Origin of the sequence: Kitasatospora gansuensis (assembly GCF_014203705.1) — a bacterium.
Classification (GTDB): Bacteria; Actinomycetota; Actinomycetes; order Streptomycetales; family Streptomycetaceae; genus Kitasatospora; species Kitasatospora gansuensis.
Genome location: NZ_JACHJR010000001.1, coordinates 4,746,337 through 4,764,565, shown reverse-complemented (window position 1 = coordinate 4,764,565; position 18,229 = coordinate 4,746,337). Strand labels below are relative to the sequence as shown.

17 protein-coding genes are annotated in these 18,229 nt (G+C 70.5%); 5 read left to right on the top strand and 12 right to left on the bottom strand.

The window, feature by feature from the left end; all coding sequences use genetic code 11:
- Positions 1 to 87: 87 nt before the first annotated feature.
- The 6 genes from F4556_RS21300 to rfbB all read right to left on the bottom strand — a co-directional run bounded on the left by F4556_RS21300 (position 88) and on the right by rfbB (position 5,558).
- Complete coding sequence (locus F4556_RS21300; RefSeq protein ID WP_184918559.1) at positions 88 to 1,392, bottom strand: lipopolysaccharide biosynthesis protein; 1,305 nt, start codon at positions 1,390 to 1,392, stop codon at positions 88 to 90.
- A 25-nt stretch (positions 1,393 to 1,417) separates the two neighbouring features.
- Positions 1,418 to 2,302, bottom strand: a complete 885-nt coding sequence (locus tag F4556_RS21295; RefSeq protein WP_184918557.1) for a glycosyltransferase family 2 protein — start codon at positions 2,300 to 2,302, stop codon at positions 1,418 to 1,420.
- A 14-nt stretch (positions 2,303 to 2,316) separates the two neighbouring features.
- Positions 2,317 to 3,123, bottom strand: coding sequence for a glycosyltransferase family 2 protein (locus F4556_RS21290; RefSeq protein ID WP_184918555.1), 807 nt, complete (start codon positions 3,121 to 3,123; stop codon positions 2,317 to 2,319).
- Positions 3,120 to 3,527, bottom strand: a complete 408-nt coding sequence (locus F4556_RS21285; RefSeq protein WP_184918553.1) for a DUF2304 domain-containing protein — start codon at positions 3,525 to 3,527, stop codon at positions 3,120 to 3,122. Before F4556_RS21285 ends, F4556_RS21290 begins: the two co-directional genes overlap by 4 nt.
- Positions 3,528 to 3,687: 160 nt before the next feature.
- Positions 3,688 to 4,584, bottom strand: a complete 897-nt coding sequence (rfbD, locus tag F4556_RS21280; protein ID WP_313068435.1) for a dTDP-4-dehydrorhamnose reductase — start codon at positions 4,582 to 4,584, stop codon at positions 3,688 to 3,690.
- On the bottom strand, positions 4,581 to 5,558 hold the full coding sequence (gene rfbB, locus F4556_RS21275; RefSeq protein WP_184918551.1) for a dTDP-glucose 4,6-dehydratase: 978 nt from the start codon (positions 5,556 to 5,558) through the stop codon (positions 4,581 to 4,583). Before rfbB ends, rfbD begins: the two co-directional genes overlap by 4 nt.
- 84 nt (positions 5,559 to 5,642) lie before the next feature.
- Between rfbB and rfbA the strand changes: the two genes are divergently transcribed.
- Complete coding sequence (rfbA, locus tag F4556_RS21270) at positions 5,643 to 6,518, top strand: glucose-1-phosphate thymidylyltransferase RfbA (protein WP_184918549.1); 876 nt, start codon at positions 5,643 to 5,645, stop codon at positions 6,516 to 6,518.
- Entirely contained in the window at positions 6,515 to 7,114 is a 600-nt protein-coding gene (rfbC, locus tag F4556_RS21265) for a dTDP-4-dehydrorhamnose 3,5-epimerase (RefSeq protein WP_184918547.1), read from the top strand. Before rfbA ends, rfbC begins: the two co-directional genes overlap by 4 nt.
- A gap of 43 nt (positions 7,115 to 7,157) precedes the next feature.
- Here rfbC and F4556_RS21260 read toward each other — a convergent pair whose 3' ends face one another.
- The 6 genes from F4556_RS21260 to F4556_RS21235 all read right to left on the bottom strand — a co-directional run bounded on the left by F4556_RS21260 (position 7,158) and on the right by F4556_RS21235 (position 14,282).
- Positions 7,158 to 8,936 carry a hypothetical protein gene (locus F4556_RS21260; RefSeq protein WP_184918545.1) on the bottom strand — a complete coding sequence of 593 codons (1,779 nt, stop codon included), beginning with the start codon at positions 8,934 to 8,936 and terminating at the stop codon, positions 7,158 to 7,160.
- 165 nt (positions 8,937 to 9,101) lie between these two features.
- On the bottom strand, positions 9,102 to 10,295 hold the full coding sequence (gene tuf, locus F4556_RS21255) for an elongation factor Tu (protein WP_184918543.1): 1,194 nt from the start codon (positions 10,293 to 10,295) through the stop codon (positions 9,102 to 9,104).
- 181 nt (positions 10,296 to 10,476) lie between these two features.
- Positions 10,477 to 12,582, bottom strand: a complete 2,106-nt coding sequence (fusA, locus tag F4556_RS21250; RefSeq protein ID WP_184918541.1) for an elongation factor G — start codon at positions 12,580 to 12,582, stop codon at positions 10,477 to 10,479.
- 39 nt (positions 12,583 to 12,621) lie between these two features.
- Positions 12,622 to 13,092, bottom strand: a complete 471-nt coding sequence (rpsG, locus tag F4556_RS21245; protein WP_030457432.1) for a 30S ribosomal protein S7 — start codon at positions 13,090 to 13,092, stop codon at positions 12,622 to 12,624.
- Between the two features lie 2 nt (positions 13,093 to 13,094).
- Positions 13,095 to 13,466 (bottom strand): 30S ribosomal protein S12, encoded by a 372-nt coding sequence (gene rpsL, locus F4556_RS21240; protein WP_014144289.1) that lies wholly within the window; start codon positions 13,464 to 13,466, stop codon positions 13,095 to 13,097.
- Positions 13,467 to 13,766: 300 nt separating this feature from the next.
- A complete protein-coding gene (locus tag F4556_RS21235) occupies positions 13,767 to 14,282 on the bottom strand; it encodes a DUF1707 and DUF4190 domain-containing protein (protein ID WP_246511054.1) in 516 nt (171 codons plus the stop codon).
- A gap of 165 nt (positions 14,283 to 14,447) precedes the next feature.
- Here F4556_RS21235 and F4556_RS21230 point away from each other — a divergent pair, with 165 nt between their 5' ends.
- The 3 genes from F4556_RS21230 to F4556_RS21220 all read left to right on the top strand — a co-directional run bounded on the left by F4556_RS21230 (position 14,448) and on the right by F4556_RS21220 (position 18,168).
- On the top strand, positions 14,448 to 15,209 hold the full coding sequence (locus F4556_RS21230) for an ABC transporter ATP-binding protein (protein WP_184918539.1): 762 nt from the start codon (positions 14,448 to 14,450) through the stop codon (positions 15,207 to 15,209).
- Positions 15,206 to 16,789 carry a transporter gene (locus F4556_RS21225; RefSeq protein WP_184918537.1) on the top strand — a complete coding sequence of 528 codons (1,584 nt, stop codon included), beginning with the start codon at positions 15,206 to 15,208 and terminating at the stop codon, positions 16,787 to 16,789. The genes F4556_RS21230 and F4556_RS21225 overlap by 4 nt, the downstream gene beginning before the upstream one ends.
- 113 nt (positions 16,790 to 16,902) lie before the next feature.
- Positions 16,903 to 18,168, top strand: coding sequence for a DUF2786 domain-containing protein (locus F4556_RS21220; RefSeq protein WP_313068431.1), 1,266 nt, complete (start codon positions 16,903 to 16,905; stop codon positions 18,166 to 18,168).
- Positions 18,169 to 18,229 lie beyond the last annotated feature (61 nt).

Sequence of the window (18,229 nt, the reverse complement as noted above, 5' to 3'; positions counted from 1 at the left end):
TCACACGCTTTCGTGAGGTTTTTCCGACGCTCGATCAGATCTGCGGTGATGTGCTGTTCTGTCGGGGCGTCGGGGGCCACCCCTGGGTCAGACGGACGCGCGTTGCCTGGTCTGCCCGTGGGTCTCGGGGCCGGGCCGCTGGGGCACGGCCCGGCGGAGGGTCAGGGTCATGGCGGCGGCGGTGGCCAGGGAGCCGACCGCGTAGGCCAGGCCGACCCGGAGGGCGATGTCGCCGGGGAGCAGGGTGATGCCGAACAGGACGGCGGTGCCGAGCGCCCAGCAGGCCAGCTGGGCGCGGTGCTTGCGGAGCACCATCTGGGCCTGGCCGAGCACCATGGCGAGCATGTAGAAGGTGGTACCGACGGAGTACCAGAGGAAGTCGAGGTGGCCGAGCTGGCCGGGGGTGGCGCCGAACAGCGTCTCGATCAGCCAGGGGCCGATCAGGACGGCCGGGACGCCGCCGGCCACGCCCAGGCCGAGCACCACCAGGCAGGTCTTGCGGAGCATCCGGGCGAAGCCCTGGTGGTCGCCGGAGCTGACCGCGGTGGACAGGCCGGAGAGCAGCGAGGCCTGCAGCGAGCCGAACACGAACAGCGGCACCCGGGCCAGCACCAGGGCGCTGAGCAGGGCGGCGATCAGGTCGGTGCGGTCGGGTTCGAGCAGCTGGGTGCTCATCACCGCGGCGTTCACCACCACCTGGGCCAGCGAGGTGGAGGCGATCAGCAGGCCGAGGCCGCCGACGATCTCCCGGGTGGCGATCGGCGCACCGGGGCGGGCCGCCCGCAGGGTGACCGGCAGGGTGGCCAGCAGGGCCACCACCGGGGCCACCGAGAGGATCAGGCTGAACGCCAGGGCCGTGTGCAGACCGGCCGCCGCGCAGCCGAAGGCCAGCACGATCCGCAGCCCGCCGTCGATGGCGAGCTGGCTGCCGTACGCGTTGAAGTGGCCGGTGCCGGCCAGTATCCCCCTGGTCAGGTAGCAGAGCGCCATGCCGACGAACGCGCCACCGAGGGCGCCGACCAGCTGGAGGTCGCCCCGGAACAGCAGGTCGGCGACCGGCCGGGCGAACCCGGCCAGCAGGCCGAGCACCGCGGCCAGGATGGCCACCGTGACCAGTCCGGCCCGGCGGAGCACCGGGCCCGCGCCCTCACCGTTGACCACCCGGGTCGCGACGATCCGGGTCAGCTCCTGCTCGATCGGGAAGAACAGCCCGATCCCGACCGACATCACCAGGGTCCAGAGCACCGACACCCCGGCCATGTCGTCCTTGGACAGGCTGTGCCCGGCCACCGCGAGGTGCAGGTAGGAGGCCGCTCCGAGCACGACCGTGCCCCCCGCGACCAACTGGGTACCGGGGGGCAGGGCCTTGAGCAGTTTTGCTATCGGGTTCATTCAGGAGCTTTCGACGGCCGCGCGCTCAGCGGGTGGCGTGGCGGAGCATCGCGCTGACGCCCGGACGGCCGGCGTGCTTGACCGCACCCGGGAGCAGGGTCAGCGCGTGCAGCCGCGAGGAGAGGTGCAGCCGGGAGACCTTGGCGGCGTTCGGCCAGCCGTGCCGGTCGAGGCGGTCGGCGGTCTCCGTGAAGAAGCGCTTGGCCTCCTCGAAGCGGTGCCCGGTGTAGGCCTTGGCCGAGGACTCGCTCTCGGCGTGCCGGCGGTAGCTGAAGCAGACCTCCGGCGTGGTGGCGAGGGACTCCCCCGCCACCAGCAGGTCGATCACCAGGGCGAGGTCCTGGATCACCCCGAGGTCCTGCCGGAAACCGAACCGCTTCACGGCCTCGGTCCGCCAGCAGATCGACGGGAAGTAGAGCCAGTTGCCCCGGAGCAGGCTGGCCGCCAGCTCCTCCCCGCCGAGCAGGGCCCGGCCCGGGCCCTTGGGGGCGTACAGCTTGCGCTTCGTCCGGTCGACCAGGGTGTCGAACGGCTGGCCGTCGCTGCCGATCACCACGACGCCCGGCTGGATCATCGCCGCGCCGGGCTCCCGGTCCGCCGCCGCCCGGACCACCTGGAGGTAGTTCGGGTGCATCAGGTCGTCGCAGCCCATCAGGACCAGGTACTCGTACTCCGCCAGCTCGACGCACCGGTTGAAGTTCCCGGTGACGCCGAGGTTCTGTTCGTTGCGGTAGTACCTGACCCGGCTGTCGGCCAGGCCGTCGAACCACTCGGGGACGCCGGCCTCGCGGCCGTCGTCCACCACGGTCAGCCGCCAGTCGTCGCCGTCCTGGGCGAGGATGCTGCGGACAGCGTCCTGCATCAGGGCGACGTCGCCGTAGTACGGCAGCAGGATCTCGAAACGCGACATGCTCTCTCTTCCGCCTATGCCTTGGTCAGCTCACGGCGGCGCCGCTCCGCGGCCCGCTGCGTGAACGCGGCGTAGTACCGGGAGCCGGGCGCGAACTCCTTGAGCTCCTTGGGCATCCGGCGGATCATCGCGAGCAGCAGCACCAGGCCGGCCCGGGACAGGTAGACCATCGCGCGGAACGGCGAGGCGCTCGGGGTGCCGGTGGTCCTGGCCCGCATGGAGACCGGGACCTGACGGACCGTGAAGCCGGAGCGGGCGGCGCCGACCATGCTCTCGATGGTGTCGCCGAGGTACTCGACCGGGTACCAGCGGGCGAAGAACTCGATCAGCGGCCGGTTGCAGGCCCGGAAGCCCGAGGTGGTGTCGGTCAGCTTGGTCTTGGTGATCCGGGACAGGACCACCGAGAGCAGCTTCATCGCCCACTTGCGCGGGCCGCCCACCTTGTAGTTGCCGTCGCCGGCGAACCGGGCGCCGATCACCAGATCGGCCTCGCCGGTGGCGAGCCGCTCCAGCAGCGCCGGGATGTACGCCGGGTCGTGCTGGCCGTCCGCGTCGACCTGGATCGCCACGTCGTAGCCGTGCTGCTGGGCGTACCGGTAGCCGAGGCGCATCGCGCCGCCGACCCCGAGGTTGAACGGCAGCTGGGCGACGGCCGAGCCGGCGGCCTTGGCGACCGCGGCGGTGCTGTCCGCCGAGCCGTCGTCCACCACCAGGGTGTCGACGTACGGCAGCTGCTCCTGGATCTCCCGCAGGACGGACGGCAGGCCGTCCTCCTCGTTCCAGGCCGGAAGAATGATCAGTACCCGCCGGTCACCGCTCATGAGTTCACCTGTGCCTCGGTGGCGTCGGCAGCGGACGCGTCCGCGGCGCGGTCGGCCATGGGGTAGTTGCCCTGCTGGACGAGGTGCGCGCGGATCAGTGCAACGTCCTCGGCCAGGGTCCTGGTCTCCGCCTCGAGGCGGCTGGTCTCCCAGCTGAGGTGCAGGCTCACCAGCAGGATCAGCACGAAGCCGGCGAACAGCACCAGGCTCGCGCCCGACGCGACACCCAGCCGCCTGGCGGTGGAGTCCAGCAGGTCGGGGACGAACCCGAGCGGCGCGACCAGCAGACCGATGGCGAGCCAGATCGCGGCGTACTTCTCCCGGAGCTGCTGCCTACGGAGCAGCTCGAGGATGTACCCGAGCACCAGGAGACCGGTGATCGAGGTCAGAATGGAGAGTTGCACAGCGGATGGCGCCTTTCGCGCGCAGGGGCCAGCGTCATTGTGGGACAGCATATGGCACCTGTGGACACCGGCGTGTCAGGGGTGGTCACCGTCGGGAGCGGGCGGATGATGTGGGGTTGGCCGTCATCCGCCCGCTTCCGGTACCGGTCGTGACGCGCCGTCAGTCCTTGCCCGGGACGGCGACCAGGCCCGCGAACGCCGGGCGGCGGACCGCCTCGGCCAGCTGGTCCCGCCAGTCGGCGAGCGGCGCGAGGCCGGCCTCGCTCCAGCGGTCGTGACCGAGCACACTGAAGGCCGGCCGGACCGCCGGGCGGGTGAAGGCGGCCGAGGTGGTCGGCCGGATCCGCTCCGGGTCGAGCCCGCTGAGCCGGTACGCCTCGCGGGCCAGGCCGAACCAGGTGGTCCGGCCGCTCGCGGTGCCGTGGTAGACCCCGGCCGGCGCCTGCTCGGCCAGGCCGAGGGCGACCAGCCGCTCGGCCAGCGCGGACGACCAGGTGGGCTGGCCGTGCTGGTCGTCGACCACGTCCAGGGTGTCCCGCTGGGCGGCCAGCTTGAGCATGGTGGCGACGAAGTTCGGACCGTGCTCGCCGTACAGCCAGGCGGTCCTGACGATGTAGCCGGACTCCGGCAGCAGCTCCAGCACGGCCTGCTCGCCGACCAGCTTGGAGCGCCCGTAGGCGTTCACCGGGGCGGTCGGGGCCGACTCGGCGTACGGCTCGGTGGCGTCGCCGGGCAGCACGTAGTCGGTGGACACGTGCAGCAGCCGGGCGCCGGTCGCGGCGCAGGCGGCGGCGAGGTTGCGCACGCCGGTGCCGTTCACCGCGGTGGCCGCGGCCTCGGCGGTCTCGGCGCCGTCCACGTCCGTCCAGGCGGCGCAGTTGACCACCACGGCGTGGCCGGTGACGGCGGCCAGCACGGCCTCGGCGTCGGTGATGTCCAGGTCGGCCCGGCCGAGGCCGGTGGCCTCGATCCCGGCGTCCTTCAGGACGGTCAGCACGTCCTGGCCGAGCATCCCGGCGGAGCCGGTGACCAGCCAGCGAGCGGTGTCCGAGGTCACTTCTCGAGCTCCGCCTTCGTCTTCAGCGGCTCCCACCAGGCGCGGTTCTCGCGGTACCAGGCGATGGTGGCCGCCAGGCCGTCCTCGAAGCGCACCTGGGGCTCGTAGCCGAGCTCGTTGCGGATCTTGCTGATGTCGAGCGAGTAGCGCAGGTCGTGGCCCTTGCGGTCCTCGACGTGCTCGACCATGTCCCAGCCGGCGCCGGCCGCGTCCAGCAGCAGGCCGGTGAGCTCCTTGTTGGTGACCTCGGTGCCGCCGCCGATGTTGTAGACCTCGCCCGCGCGGCCGCCGCGCATGACCAGCTCGATGCCCCGGCAGTGGTCGGAGACGTGCAGCCAGTCGCGGATGTTGCCACCGTTCCCGTACAGCGGCACCTTCTTGCCGTCGATCAGGTTGGTGGTGAACAGCGGGATGACCTTCTCCGGGAACTGGTAGTACCCGTAGTTGTTGGAGCAGCGGGTGACCACCACGTCCATCTTGTGGGTGCGGTGGTACGACAGCGCCAGCAGGTCGGAACCGGCCTTGGAGGACGAGTACGGGCTGTTCGGCGCGAGCGGCCACTCCTCGGTCCAGGAGCCCTCGCTGATCGAGCCGTAGACCTCGTCGGTGGAGACGTGCACGAAGCGGCCGACGCCGTGCTTGCGCGCGGCGTCCAGCAGCACCTGGGTGCCGACCACGTTGGTCATCACGAACGGGCCGGCGCCCGCGATCGAGCGGTCCACGTGCGACTCGGCGGCGAAGTGCACGACCACGTCGTGACCGGCCATCACCTGGTCGACGGCCTCCGCGTCGCAGATGTCGCCCTTCACGAAGCGGTAGCCGGCGTGGCCGGCCACCGGGTCGAGGTTGGCCTCGACACCGGAGTAGGTGAGCTTGTCGAACACCGTGATGGTGGCCGCTGCGTCAGCACCCAGCAGCTGGCGGACGAATTCTGAACCGATGAAGCCGGCGCCGCCGGTCACAAGGATGCGCATAGTGCGCGCAGTCTACCTTCGCCTCGTGAACAGCTCCCACCCTGACCCGTACGGGGCAATTGCCGGTCGGGCTAAGGTGCTCCCATGCGTGGAATTCTCCTGGCGGGCGGCACCGGATCACGACTGTGGCCGCTGACCCGAGCAGTCTCGAAGCAGCTTCTCCCGGTCTTCGACAAGCCGATGATCTACTACCCCCTCTCCACCCTGGTGATGGCCGGGATCAGCGAGATCCTGATCATCACCACCCCGGCCGACCGCGACCAGTTCGAGCGGCTGCTCGGCGACGGCTCGCAGTGGGGCCTGCGGCTGGAGTACGCGGTGCAGGAGCGGCCCGAGGGCATCGCCCAGGCGTTCGTGCTGGGCGCGGACTTCATCGGTGACGACTCGGTGGCCCTGATCCTGGGCGACAACATCTTCCACGGCAGCGGCCTGGGCACCCGGCTCGCCGCCCACACCGACGCGGCCGGCGGCCGGGTCTTCGCGTACCCGGTGGCCGACCCGACCGCGTACGGCGTGGTGGAGTTCGACGAGCACGGCCAGGCCATCTCGATCGAGGAGAAGCCGGAGAAGCCGAAGTCCCGCTACGCGGTGCCCGGTCTGTACTTCTACGACAACCAGGTGGTCGAGATCGCCCGCGGGCTGAAGCCCAGCGCCCGCGGCGAGCTGGAGATCACCGCGGTGAACGACGCCTACCTGCAGAAGGGTGAGTTGAACGTCACCATCCTGGATCGCGGCACCGCCTGGCTGGACACCGGCACCTTCGTCTCGATGGTGCAGGCCTCCGAGTTCGTCCGGGTGATCGAGGAGCGTCAGGGCTTCAAGATCGGCTGCATCGAGGAGGCGGCCTGGCGGGCCGACCTGATCGACTCCGCGCAGCTGCGCGAGCTCGCCGAGCCGCTCACCAAGAGCGGCTACGGCCAGTACCTGCTGGGTCTGCTGGACGAGGAGGACGCGAAGTGAAGTTCCGCGAGCTGGGCATCGAAGGCGTCTTCGAGGTCTCCCCGCAGCTGCACGGCGACCCGCGCGGCCTGTTCACCGAGTGGTACCGCTTCGACCGGCTGGCCGAGGTGGTCGGCCACCCGCTCCGGCTGGCCCAGGCCAACCTGTCGGTCTCGTCCCGGGGCGTGGTGCGCGGCATCCACTTCGCCGACGTGCCGCCCGGCCAGGCCAAGTACGTGACCTGTGTACGCGGTGCGGTGCTCGACGTGATCGTCGACCTGCGGGTGGGCTCGCCCACCTTCGGCCGCTGGGAGGGCGTCCGGCTGGACGACGTGGACCGGCGCGGGGTGTACATCCCCGAGGGCATGGGCCACGGCTTCTGCGCGCTGACCGACGACGCCACGCTGTCGTACCTCTGCTCGGAGACCTACAACCCGACCGGCGAGCACTCGGTGCACCCGCTCGACCCGGACCTGGGCATCGAGTGGCCCGCCGAGGTGCCGCTGCTGTCCGCCCGGGACGAGGCCGCGCCTTCGCTGGCCGACGCGATCTCCTCCGGGCTGCTGCCGCAGCACGCGGCGGTCAAGGCCTACACCGAGAGCCTGCGCACCGTCTGATCCACCCGCCGAGGGCCCCGACCGCACCGCGCGGCCGGGGCCTTCAGCGTCGGCGCCAGACCGTGTAGCCGTGCACCTGGTCGACCGCCGAGAGGTACCAGCCCGCCGGGGCCTGCGGCCAGGTCGCCTCGGGCGCCTGGCCGCCGTAGAGCGGCAGCGCGGCCACCGTGGCGTCGGCGGGCGGCAGGCTGCCGTGCAGGTCGAGGGTCCAGGTCCGGCCCCAGTACACCTCGAAGGGCTGCACCATCAGGACGTCCCAGTTGAGCTGACGGTCCATCGCCAGCTGGTCCGTCCGGCCGATCCCGGCCGTCCTGGCGAAGCCGGTCGCGGTCCACTCCCTGGCCTGCGACCAGGGCCTGGTCACCTCCAGCGTGACCACCGTGGTGGCGAACACCGCGCCCGCCACCAGCAGGGCCGCGAGCAGCCAGGAGTACCGCCGGAAGACCACCGTGGCCAGCAGCACCGCGAAGATCGCCAGCGCCGTCACGGTGCTGTCGACCAGGTGGAACGAGTCCCAGTCGTCGGCCAGCAGCGAGGCGTCCGGCAAGCCCCAGAGCACGAACGCCTCGGTGGCCAGCTCCTGACGGACCGACAGCAGCACCGCCCCGCCGCACGCCAGGGTCAGCGCCACCGCGCCCGCGGCCGCCCACAGGACGCCCCGGCGGCTCAGTCGGTGCAGCGCGGCCAGGCCGATCAGGCTCAGCGCGGGCAGCAGCAACGAGACGTAGCGGGCGTAGACGTAGTCGTCGATCCGGTGGTCCTCCGGCAGCCCGGCCGAGGCGGCCAGCGCGATGCCGAACAGCGCCGCCAGCAGCGCGAGCGACACCAGCCGCTCGGCGGGCGTGCTCCGGCGGCGCAGCACCAGGGCCGCGCAGCACACCACGCCGAGCCCGGCCAGGCCCCAGCTGGAGATGACGAAGTACCAGATCTGACCGGCCGTCCGGGTCAGCGTCCGGCCGATCAGTTCGGGGTCGGTGATCCCGTCCAGCACCGACTCCCCCACCGTGCTGGCCGCGACGTCGAAGCGGGCCCGCAGGTAGCGCTGGAGCAGCTCGGCCCCGAGCACCGAGACCCCGAGCCCGGCCCCGGCCACCAGCACCGCCCGCCAGGGCGCCCAGCGGCACAGCAGGGTCAGCAGCAGTGCGGCCCCGGTGATCGCCACGATCACCCCGCCCCGGTCGTGCACCGCCATGGTCGCCCCGGCCACCAGCCCGAGACCGAGGCCGTACCAGAGCCTGCGCCGGGCGGGCCCCGGGGTCACGAGCCCGTGCAGGGTGAGCACCCAGAGCAGGACCAGCACCGGCAGCACGGTGTCGGAGAGCGCGAACTGCGAGTAGAAGACCACCGGGGCGAGCAGCGCCACCCCGCTCGCGTAGGCCAGCGCCAGGCCGCGCGGCAGCCGCAGCCGGCGCAGCAGCAGGTAGCCGCCGGGCAGCACCAGGGCGTTCAGGAAGGCGTTCTCGACCATCACCAGCCGGTACGCGGTGACCGCGTCGTCGGCCGGCCAGAGCATCGGGGCGATCAGCAGCGGGTAGCCGCCGGGGATCACCGAGCCGACCGGGATCTCGGTGGGCGAGTGGCCGGCCAGTACCCGGGACAGCACCAGGTAGGTGCCCTCGTCGGCGTTCACCGAGGGGAAGCTCTGGTCCCGGGCCAGGATCCACCGGAACAGCACCTGGGCCAGGTAACAGGCCGTCAGGACGGCGGGCCAGCGCCAGGCGCCGGGGCGGCGGTCCGGCGCCGCGTGGGTCGGACCGGCGGGCCGCCCGGTCTCCGGCTCGGTCTCCGAGGTGCCGGTCCCGGCCGGCTCGGCGTGGTCCATACCGGCGAGTCTCCCGCGCCCGGCGCGCGGAAGCACGCAGGACACCCGCCAGCGCGTCGGCCCGGAAAAGCCGGACAACCGGAAAAGCCGGAGGGGCCCCGGACACCTTGCGGTGTCGCGGAGCCCCTCCGGTCGCCTGTGGGCAGGCAGGTCAGAGCGTCAGAATTACTTGACGATCTTGGTGACCTGGCCGGCGCCGACGGTGCGGCCACCCTCACGGATGGCGAACTTCAGGCCCTCCTCCATGGCGATCGGCTGGATCAGCACGACCGACATGGCGGTGTTGTCGCCCGGCATGACCATCTCGGTGCCCTCGGGGAGGGTCACGACGCCGGTCACGTCCGTGGTACGGAAGTAGAACTGCGGGCGGTAGTTGTTGAAGAAGGGGGTGTGACGGCCACCCTCGTCCTTCGACAGGATGTAGGCCTGGGCCTCGAAGTCGGTGTGCGGCGTGACCGAACCCGGCTTGATGATGACCTGGCCGCGCTCGACATCCTCGCGCTTGATGCCACGGAGGAGCAGACCGACGTTCTCGCCCGCCTGGCCCTCGTCGAGCAGCTTGCGGAACATCTCGATGCCGGTGACCGTGGTGGTGGTCTTGGTCTCCTTGATGCCGATGATGTCGACAGTCTCGTTGACCTTGAGGACACCACGCTCGATGCGGCCGGTGACGACGGTGCCACGACCGGTGATCGTGAAGACGTCCTCGATCGGCATCAGGAACGGGAGGTCGACCTCGCGCGCCGGAGTCGGGATGGACTCGTCCACCGCGGCCATCAGGCCGAGGAGCTTCTGGCCCCACTCGGCGTCGCCCTCGAGCGCCTTGAGCGCCGAGACGCGGACGACCGGCAGGTCGTCGCCCGGGAAGTCGTACTCGGAGAGCAGCTCACGGACCTCGAGCTCGACGAGCTCCAGGATCTCCTCGTCCTCAACCATGTCGGACTTGTTCAGCGCGACAACGATGTAGGGGACGCCGACCTGGCGGGCCAGGAGCACGTGCTCCTTGGTCTGCGGCATCGGGCCGTCGGTGGCGGCGACGACGAGGATCGCACCGTCCATCTGGGCCGCACCGGTGATCATGTTCTTGATGTAGTCCGCGTGACCCGGGCAGTCGACGTGGGCGTAGTGACGCGCCTCGGTCTGGTACTCGACGTGCGCGATCGAGATGGTGATACCGCGCTGACGCTCCTCCGGGGCCTTGTCGATCTGGTCGAAAGGCGTGAAGGGGTTGATGTCCGGGTACGCGTCGTGCAGCACCTTGGTGATGGCCGCGGTAAGGGTCGTCTTACCGTGGTCAATGTGACCAATGGTGCCGATGTTGACGTGGGGCTTCGTCCGCTCGAACTTCGCCTTCGCCACTGCAGTCCTCCTGAGGACAGTTCTGTACGCCGTGCTGACGTCAGTTGGTCTTTGATCGGGTTTGGCACGGAGCGTGCCGTCCCGCGGGTGGGGGCGGAGGAAGCCTGGGGGATCCGGGAAGGATCCCCCAGGTTCGCCTCCTAATAGCCTAAGGGTTTACGAACATCCCGATTGCGGGACGTCACTCACCCTTGGCCTTGGCGATGATGTCGTCCGCCACGTTCCGCGGAACCTCGGCGTACGAGTCGAACTGCATCGAGTAGCTTGCGCGACCAGAGGTCTTGCTGCGCAGGTCACCGACGTAGCCGAACATCTCGGAGAGCGGCACCAGCGCCGAAACGACGCGGGCACCGTGACGCTCGTCCATGGACCGGATCTGGCCACGGCGAGAGTTGATGTCACCGATCACGTCGCCCATGTAGTCCTCGGGCGTGGTGACCTCGACGGCCATCATCGGCTCGAGCAGGGCCGGGCTGGCCTTGCGAGCACCCTCCTTGAACGCCATGGAACCGGCGATCTTGAAGGCGAGCTCGGACGAGTCGACGTCGTGCGAGGCACCGTCGAGCAGGGTGACGCGGACGCCCTGGAGCGGGTAGCCGGCGAGAACGCCGAACTCCATGGCCTCCTGGCAACCGGCGTCGACCGACGGGATGTACTCGCGCGGAACGCGGCCACCGGTGACCTTGTTCACGAACTCGTAGCCCTCGCCGGACTCGATCGGCTCGATCGCGATCTGGATCTTCGCGAACTGGCCGGAGCCACCGGTCTGCTTCTTGTGCGTGTAGTCGATGCGCTCGACGGCCTTGCGGATCGTCTCGCGGTACGCGACCTGCGGCTTGCCGACGTTGGCCTCGACCTTGAACTCACGCTTCATACGGTCGACCAGCACCTCGAGGTGCAGCTCGCCCATACCCGCGATGATGGTCTGGCCGGTCTCTTCGTCGGTGTTGACCTGGAAGGACGGGTCCTCCTCGGCCAGCCGCTGAATCGCGGTGCCCAGACGCTCCTGGTCACCCTTCGACTTCGGCTCGATCGCGACGCGAATAACCGGGGCCGGGAAGTCCATGGACTCCAGGATGACCGGGTGCTTCTCGTCGGACAGCGTCTCACCGGTGGTGGTCTGCTTGAGACCCATGACGGCGACGATGTCGCCGGCGCCCACCGACTCGATCTCTTCACGCTTGTTCGCGTGCATCCGGTAGATCTTGCCGATGCGCTCCTTGCGCCCCTTCACCGCGTTGAGGACGGCGGTGCCGGCCTCGAGGCGGCCCGAGTAAACCCGGACGAAGGTGAGCTTGCCGAGGTGCGGGTCGGACATGATCTTGAACGCCAGCGCGGCCAGCGGCTCGTCGTCCGAAGGCTTGCGGGTGATCTTCACCGAGTCGTCGCCGGGCTTGGTGCCCTCGATGCCCTCGATGTCGATCGGCGACGGCAGGTACTTCACGACCGCGTCGAGCAGGGGCTGAACGCCCTTGTTCTTGAACGCGGAACCGCAGAAGATCGGCGTGAAGTCCGAGTTCAGCGTGCCCTTACGGATCGCCGCGACCAGCAGCTCCTCGGGGATGTCCTCGCCCTCGAGGGCGAGCTCCATCACCTCGTCGCTGACGTTCGAGACGGTGTCGAGCAGCGCCTCGCGGTACTCCGCAGCCTTCTCCGCCAGGTCGGCCGGGATGTCGACGGTGTCGTACATCTCGCCCTTGGGGGCGTCCGCGGACCAGACCAGGGCCTTCATCTTCACCAGGTCGACGACACCGGTGAAGTCACCCTCGGCGCCGATCGGGAGCTGCATGACCAGCGGGGTGGCGCCGAGGCGGTCCACGATGGTCTGCACGCAGAAGTAGAAGTCCGCGCCCGTGCGGTCCAGCTTGTTGATGAAGCAGATGCGCGGGACGCCGTAACGGTCGGCCTGACGCCACACCGTCTCGGACTGCGGCTCGACACCGGCGACGCCGTCGAAGACCGTCACGCCACCGTCGAGGACGCGGAGCGAACGCTCCACCTCGACGGTGAAGTCGACGTGACCCGGGGTGTCGATGATGTTGATGGTGTTGTCGACACCGTCGAGGGTCCAGTGACAGGTCGTCGCGGCCGACGTGATCGTGATGCCGCGCTCCTGCTCCTGCTCCATCCAGTCCATGGTGGCAGCGCCATCGTGGACCTCGCCGATCTTGTACGACACACCGGTGTAGAACAGGATCCGCTCGGTGGTGGTGGTCTTACCCGCGTCGATGTGGGCCATGATCCCGATGTTCCGGGTCTTGGCCAGGTCAAGGGAGGTTGCAGCCATGGTGGCTCGTTCTCTCTCTGTCTAGTGACGGGGCTCGGACTACCAGCGGTAGTGCGCGAAGGCCTTGTTGGACTCGGCCATCTTGTGGGTGTCCTCGCGACGCTTCACGGAAGCACCGAGGCCGTTGGAGGCGTCGAGGATCTCGTTGAGCAGACGCTCGGTCATGGTCTTCTCGCGACGGGCGCGGGAGTAGCCGACCAGCCAGCGCAGCGCCAGGGTGTTGGCGCGGCCCGGACGGACCTCGACCGGCACCTGGTAGGTGGCGCCACCGACGCGGCGGGACTTCACCTCAAGGGTGGGCTTGACGTTCTCAAGCGCGCGCTTGAGGGCGACCACGGGGTCGGCACCGGTCTTCTCACGAACGCCCTCGAGGGCGCCGTAGACGATCCGCTCGGCGGTGGAGCGCTTGCCGTGGAGCAGGATCTTGTTGACCAGCGAGGTCACAAGCGGCGAGCCGTAGACCGGGTCAATGATGACCGGGCGCTTCGGGGCAGGACCCTTACGAGGCATTCTTACTTCTCCTTCTTGGCGCCGTAGCGGCTACGAGCCTGCTTGCGGTTCTTGACACCCTGGGTGTCAAGCGAGCCGCGGATGATCTTGTAGCGGACACCAGGAAGGTCCTTCACACGGCCACCGCGCACCAGCACGATGGAGTGCTCCTGCAGGTTGTGGCCCTCACCCGGAATGTAGGCGGTGACCTCGATCCCGCTGGTGAGGCGCACACGGGCCACCTTGCGAAGCGCGGAGTTCGGCTTCTTCGGGGTGGTGGTGTACACACGCGTGCAAACACCGCGGCGCTGAGGGGAACCCTTCAGCGCGGGCGTCTTGTTCTTCTCGACCTTGTCCTGCCGGCCCTTTCGGACCAGCTGCTGGATCGTAGGCACCGTTTCTCCGTTTTCTGTGTGCCAAGGCTGCGTAAAACTAACCTGCGGTGACCCCAACGTTCCGACCCACGCGGTCGGGTGTGTTGAGCCTCTTTCGAGGGCGGAATCCATGAGCCGATGTGCAGCGGCGGCGCTCACGGAGTGGTGACCACTCCGGTACGGCGGCCGGTCTGCTGGCACGCACAAGGACCCGGGGACACCCCAGGCACAAGGTCAGAGCGTACCTAGCGCATCGGCGCCGGTCAAAACAAATGCAACGCCGCAGCTCGGCCCCGAAGTGGACACCCTTCCGGCCATACCTCAGTGCACGGCAGCCAGCAACACGAACAGGATGAACAAGGCCCAGCCACCCACGGACAGCCAGCCGAGCACCAGCCCGGCGGTGGCCATCCCGTCGCCCTCTTCGCCGCTCTCCCGCAGCTGCTTCTTCGCCAGATGCCCCGTCACCACCGCGGGGATGGCGAAGAGCCCGCCCGGCAGACAGAGCAGGCCGAACACCAGCGAGGCGATCGCCAGGCCGTTGGTCTGCCGCCGGGGCGCGTACACCGGCTGCATCATCATCGGCGCCCCGACCAGCGGCAATGCCACCGGGCCGACCGGCAGGTCCGAGACCAGGTAGGCGAGCTGGCCGTACGTCTTGGCCCGCTGCACCGCGTCGAAGCGGGCGCTGTACTCGTTCGCCGACAGCCGTCCCTCGGCGTACGCGGCCTTGATCACGTCCACTGCCCGCTCGCGGTCGGTGTGCCCGGCGCGCATCGCCGCCTGGCCGGCACCGGCGCCGTACGGCTGCGGCTGTCCCCATGGCTGCATGCTCATCCCGACCCACCTCCTGACGGACTCTCATGGTGCATGACGAACAACACACCTGCGTGGTTTCACGTTCACCCGATCGGAGCAGACACGCCCGTCGTTCGCGGGGTGCCGCTGCCGGGCCCGCCTCTGAAAGGGTGGCCGTACATCCGTACCAACAGGAGTACCCACATGACACCTGCCGTCAGCATCCACAACCTGTGGAAGCGCTTCGGCGACCACGCCGCGGTCGCAGGACTCACCCTGGACCTGCCCGCCGGCTCCTTCATCGGCCTGGTCGGCCCCAACGGGGCGGGCAAGACCACCACCCTCTCGATGGTCACCGGCCTGCTCCGGCCTGACCAGGGCACCGTGCTGGTGCACGGCGCCGACGTCTGGACCGACCCGGTCGGGGTGAAGGCGCGGATCGGCATCCTGCCCGAGGGGCTGCGGATGTTCGAGCGGCTGAGCGGGCGCGAGCTGCTCCAGTACAACGGCCGGCTGCGCGGCCTGCCCGGGGCCGAGGTGGACCGCCGGGCCGAGGAGCTGCTGACCGTCCTCGACCTGTCCGCCGCCGCGGACAAGCTGGTCGCCGACTACTCCACCGGCATGCGGAAGAAGATCGGCCTGGCCGCCGCACTGCTGCACAACCCGGACGTGCTGTTCCTGGACGAGCCGTTCGAGGGCGTCGACCCGGTCTCCGCGCAGACCATCCGGGGCGTGCTCAAGCGGTACGCCGCCAGCGGCTCGACCGTGGTCTTCTCCAGCCACGTGATGGAGCTGGTCGAGCAGCTCTGCGACTGGGTCGCGGTGATAAACGCCGGCCAGGTGATCGCCCAGGGCACGCTGGACTCCGTCCGGGGCGACCGCTCGCTGCACACCGCCTTCCTGGACCTGATCGGGGTCCGCGAGCAGGACGAGCAGAGCCTGGACTGGCTGGGCGAGGCCCGATGAACGTCCCCGCGGACCGCGTGGTGGTCCGGACCCTGGTCTCGCTCAAGCTCCGGCTGCTCGCCAACGGCCTGCGCCGCAGCCCCGGCCGGCGGGCGCTCTACCTGGTCGGCTCGGCGGTCGGGCTGCTGTTCACCGCCTTGATCGCGACCGGCTTCGCCTTCCTGAACGGGCACGCCGGCGCCGCCGACGCGAGTGTGATGCTCACCACCTCGCTGGCGATCGGCTGGGCCGCGCTGCCGCTCTTCCTGTTCAGCAGCGACGAGAGCTCCGACCCCACCCGGCTCACCATGCTGCCGCTGCGTCCCGGCCCGCTGCTGCGCGGCACGCTGCTGGCCGCGCTGATCGGCCCAGGACCGGTGATCGCGCTGGTGCTGCTGACCGGCGCCGTGATCGCCGCCGCCGCGGGGGCGGTGGCGGTCCCGTTCGCGGTGCTCGGGGTGCCGCTGACGGTGGTCTGCCTGGTCACCCTGTCCCGCGCGGTCGCGGCCGGGAACGCCAAGCTGCTCTCCAGCCGCCGCGGCAAGGACTTCGCCATCTTCGGCGGCCTGCTGTTCGCGATCCTGGTGCAGGTCGGCAACCTGGCCTCGCAGAGCATCCTCGGCCGGTCCGGTGAGGGCGGCCTCGACCTGTCGCCGCTGAAGCCGTTCGCCTCGGTGCTGCGGTGGATCCCGCCGGTCAGCGCCCTGGACTCGGCCCGTACCGCCGGGGACTCCGTCCCGCTCGCGCTGCTCCAGCTCGCCGCCACCGGCGCGCTGCTGGCGCTGCTGCTGCGCTGGTGGCAGCGGAGCCTGCAGGACCTGATGGTGACCGCCGACTCGTCCACCCTGATCGCCACCCAGTCGGTCGGCCGCGCCTCCCGGAACCTGTTCCCGGACGGCCGGGTCGGCGCGGTGATGCAGCGTCACCTCAGGTACGCCTGGCGCGAGCCCCGGGCCAAGGCGGCCGTCTTCACCAGCATCGGGATGACCCTGGTGATGTGCGTGCTCTCGGTGGTCCAGGGCTGGGGCTCGGTGTACATGGTGGCGATGGCCGGTCTGATGCTCGGCCTGCAGATGGTCAACCTGTTCGGCATGGACGGCTCCGCGTTCTGGATGGTCTCCAGCACACTGGCCACCCCGGCCGACGCCCGGGACGAGCTGCGCGGCCGGGCCTACGCGGTGCTCTCGTACGCCGTCCCGATCAGCACCCTGCTCGGCCTGGTGCTGGCCGCCGCGACCGGGCAGTGGGCCGAGCTGCCCCCCGCGCTCGGCCTGAGCTACGCCGCGCTGGGCGGCGGGGTCGGCCTCGGCGCGCTGCTCAGCGTGCTGGCGCCGTACGCGATGCCGGCCGACTCCAACCCGATGCGGAACGCCGCACCGGGTCAGGGCGGGGTGGTGCTGCTGAACACCTTCGGCTCGATGCTCGGGGTGCTGGTGATCACCGGTCCGGTGGCGCTGCTGCTGTTCGCCCTGCCGGGCTGGGCGCTGCTGCCGATCGGGATCGGCTTCGGGGCGCTGCTGGCGGTCGGCGGCACCCGGCTCGCCGCCGGCCGGCTGCTGGAGCGGCTGCCGGAGATCCTGGCCACCGCGATCGAGCGCTGAACGCTCCTGGCTGAACGCTCGTCGCAGCTGCTGAGGCGGATGCCCGGGCCCGGAGTGCTCCGGGCTCGGGCATCATTGCCAGTTCAACCCCCAACTTCTTGAGGCGATCACCCGTGGCCCAGCCGTCCGCCGCCGAAGCCCTGGTCACCCAGGCCGCCACCCAGGTCGTCGCCGCCTCCCCCGACACCCTCGACCTGGCGCTCGACACCGCGGCCTCGCGGCTCGCGGCCGCCGACTGGCCCGAGGTCAGCCGGGCCCTGCTGGCCCACGTCGAGCGCACCGTCACCCGGGCCTGGGCGATCGGCTGGCGGCCCGCCGACCTGGCCCGGCTGGTCCGGCGCGAGCTCGGCACCGTGCACCAGCCGCTGGCGGTCGACCTGATCGCCGCCGAGAACCGCCGCCACCCGGCGGCCACCCTGGACCGGCGCTGGCACGAGCAGCTGCGCGAGCTGGCCGTCGAGGTCTGGTGGCCCGGGGACGAGGTGTACCTCTCCGAGTTCGCGGCCCGGCACCGGCTGGACCGGTTCGCGCTGGCCACCGCCGTGCTGGAGCTGAACCGGCTCTGGGCGCAGCTCCCGTCGGTCACCCCGGTCGGCCCCACCCCCGGCCGGGCCACCGTGTACCGGCCGAACGGGCCGATGCCCGGCGAGCCCCGGATGCTGTCCCGGATCCGGGCGCTGCTCGCCAAGGCCGAGTCCACCGAGTACCCCGAGGAGGCCGAGGCGCTCACCGCCAAGGCCCAGCAGCTGGTGGCCCAGCACTCCATCGACGAAGCCCTGCTGACGGCCGGTCAGCCGTCCCGGGACACCCCCGGCGCGCTCCGGATCGGGGTGGACAACCCGTACGAGAGCCCGAAGGCGATGCTGCTCGACGCGGTGGCCACCGCGAACCGCTGCCGCACGGTCTGGGCCAAGGAGTTCGGCTTCTGCACCATCATCGGCTTCGACTCCGACCTGGACGCGGTCGAGCTGCTCTACACCTCGCTGCTGGTGCAGGCCACCGCCACCATGCACCGGGCCGGCAGCCGGCACCACAAGGAGGGCGCCGCCAGGACCAAGTCGTTCCGACAGTCCTTCCTGATCGCGTACGCCGCCCGGATCCGCGAACGGCTGACCACCGCCACCGAGGAGACCACCCGCGAAGCCGCCGCCGGCCGCCACCTCAACCCCGACGGCAGCAGCGAGCAGCTCGTCCCCGACGAGCGGCTGCTGCCCGCGCTGGCCGCCCGCGAACAGGCGGTCGACCACGCCGTCGACGAGATGTTCCCCAAGCTCACCACCCAGCGGGTCCGGATCAGCAACGCCGACGGCTGGCACGAGGGCCGCGCCGCCGCCGACCGGGCCGCCCTCCACCACGGCACGGGGGCGATCGACCGGTAGAGGTGATCCGTGCGTAGGCGGTCAGGCACGTTCGGCCTGGGTAGTGCGTGGCTGAGCACCC

Excerpts from the sequence above, each read along its gene's own strand:
- F4556_RS21300 (WP_184918559.1), bottom strand. The coding sequence starts at position 1,392 with ATGAACCCGATAGCAAAACTGCTCAAGGCCCTGCCCCCCGGTACCCAG.
- F4556_RS21295 (WP_184918557.1), bottom strand. The coding sequence starts at position 2,302 with ATGTCGCGTTTCGAGATCCTGCTGCCGTACTACGGCGACGTCGCCCTG.
- F4556_RS21290 (WP_184918555.1), bottom strand. The coding sequence starts at position 3,123 with ATGAGCGGTGACCGGCGGGTACTGATCATTCTTCCGGCCTGGAACGAG.
- rfbB (WP_184918551.1), bottom strand. The coding sequence starts at position 5,558 with ATGCGCATCCTTGTGACCGGCGGCGCCGGCTTCATCGGTTCAGAATTC.
- rfbA (WP_184918549.1), top strand. The coding sequence starts at position 5,643 with ATGCGTGGAATTCTCCTGGCGGGCGGCACCGGATCACGACTGTGGCCG.
- F4556_RS21260 (WP_184918545.1), bottom strand. The coding sequence starts at position 8,936 with ATGGACCACGCCGAGCCGGCCGGGACCGGCACCTCGGAGACCGAGCCG.
- fusA (WP_184918541.1), bottom strand. The coding sequence starts at position 12,582 with ATGGCTGCAACCTCCCTTGACCTGGCCAAGACCCGGAACATCGGGATC.
- rpsG (WP_030457432.1), bottom strand. The coding sequence starts at position 13,092 with ATGCCTCGTAAGGGTCCTGCCCCGAAGCGCCCGGTCATCATTGACCCG.
- F4556_RS21235 (WP_246511054.1), bottom strand. The coding sequence starts at position 14,282 with ATGAGCATGCAGCCATGGGGACAGCCGCAGCCGTACGGCGCCGGTGCC.
- F4556_RS21230 (WP_184918539.1), top strand. The coding sequence starts at position 14,448 with ATGACACCTGCCGTCAGCATCCACAACCTGTGGAAGCGCTTCGGCGAC.
- F4556_RS21225 (WP_184918537.1), top strand. The coding sequence starts at position 15,206 with ATGAACGTCCCCGCGGACCGCGTGGTGGTCCGGACCCTGGTCTCGCTC.